A 1,290-nucleotide genomic window follows, 5' to 3' on the forward strand; every position below is an offset into this window, starting at 1 on the left:
GGAGTGACAGCCACATCGAACGGTCCGGTACCCACGACGACCGTGGCCGTCACGGTGTTGGTGGCGGTGTCGATCACGCTGACGGTGTTGTCGCCCTCGTTGGTCACGTACGCGTGCAGTCCGTCGGGAGTGACAGCCACATCGAACGGTCCGGTACCCACGACGACCGTGGCCGTCACGGTGTTGGTGGCGGTGTCGATCACGCTGACGGTGTTGTCGCCGTTGTTGGTCACGTACGCGTGCAGTCCGTCGGGAGTGATCGCCACCCCGGTCGGGAAGCTGCCCACTGCCACCGTCGGATCCGGCGGCGTCACCGCCGCACTCTGCTTGGGCCTTCCGAGGCCCAACAGTTGACGCCACCTCGACTGAAAACTCTTGGCCATGACACACCCCTTGATCCAGATCTGATCGGGATGGGGCGCCCGAGAGGAGTAGTTGACGCTCCATCAGATGGAGGGCGTCAACAAGAGCGTCTCGCAACCTTCCAAGGGTGCCCACCCGGCGTCTCCGCTGGCCGTCACGGCCAGAACAGGCAACGGCCTGTCCCCCGGGAAGGGATGGGCAGCCCACCGGGTCGAACGTCAGCAGTAACGCACCATCCCCGTGGCCAGAACAGGCCGCACGCGAATAATTCACCCTGATGGAGTAATCGAGTCGTCGACTCGATTCCACAAAGAGAAGGGCGTCTACGGCGGCGGCGAGGCGGATATGGTGGTCGACCAAGCAGCAGGCGACGGCTTGCGCGGCTCGGGCTTTTCCATGGCTGGCTGCCATGCAGTTGGCCCTGCTCGTGACCAGCCGAAGCCGCAATGGCTGATCAACTCACCTGATGCCAGCCCCTTGAGGCACTTCTACATGCTGGGGCGTTCCCGCCGGCAGGTTGATGGGCCCACTCTTCCCGCCCTGGCGAGCCTCGCGCCCGAGGGGCGCGCTGCATGTCTGAGCGAGCCGGGCTTCTCCTTTCCGTCCTGCCATAAGCCTGCCTTGATCATATGTCAACTGACTTGCTCCGTCAGGGTGAATTATTCGTGTGCGGCCTGTTCTGGCCACGGGGATGGTGCGTTACTGCTGACATTCGACCCGGCGGGCTGCCCATCCCTTCCCGGGGGACAGGCCGTTGCCTGTTCTGGCCGTGACGGCCAGCGGAGACGCCGGGTGGGCGCCCATGGAAGGCTGCGAGACGCTCTTCATCTAACCTCCGTGTTTCGGTTCGCGTCGGCTGATCTGGGGTGATCCCTGTGTCGGGGGTTGTGGGGCTGCCGTGGGACGTTGGGCATGCCGAGGGCCCGG

General features: G+C 64.7%; 1 protein-coding gene. It reads right to left on the bottom strand.

What is annotated here, in order from left to right; genetic code table 11:
• The coding region (locus ACZ52R_RS43440) for a YVTN family beta-propeller repeat protein (protein WP_465755572.1) at nt 1-314 on the bottom strand (314 nt) is incomplete at its 3' end.
• Nucleotides 315-1,290: the final 976 nt, after the last annotated feature.

The organism is Kitasatospora sp. NPDC034023, from assembly GCF_055575795.1.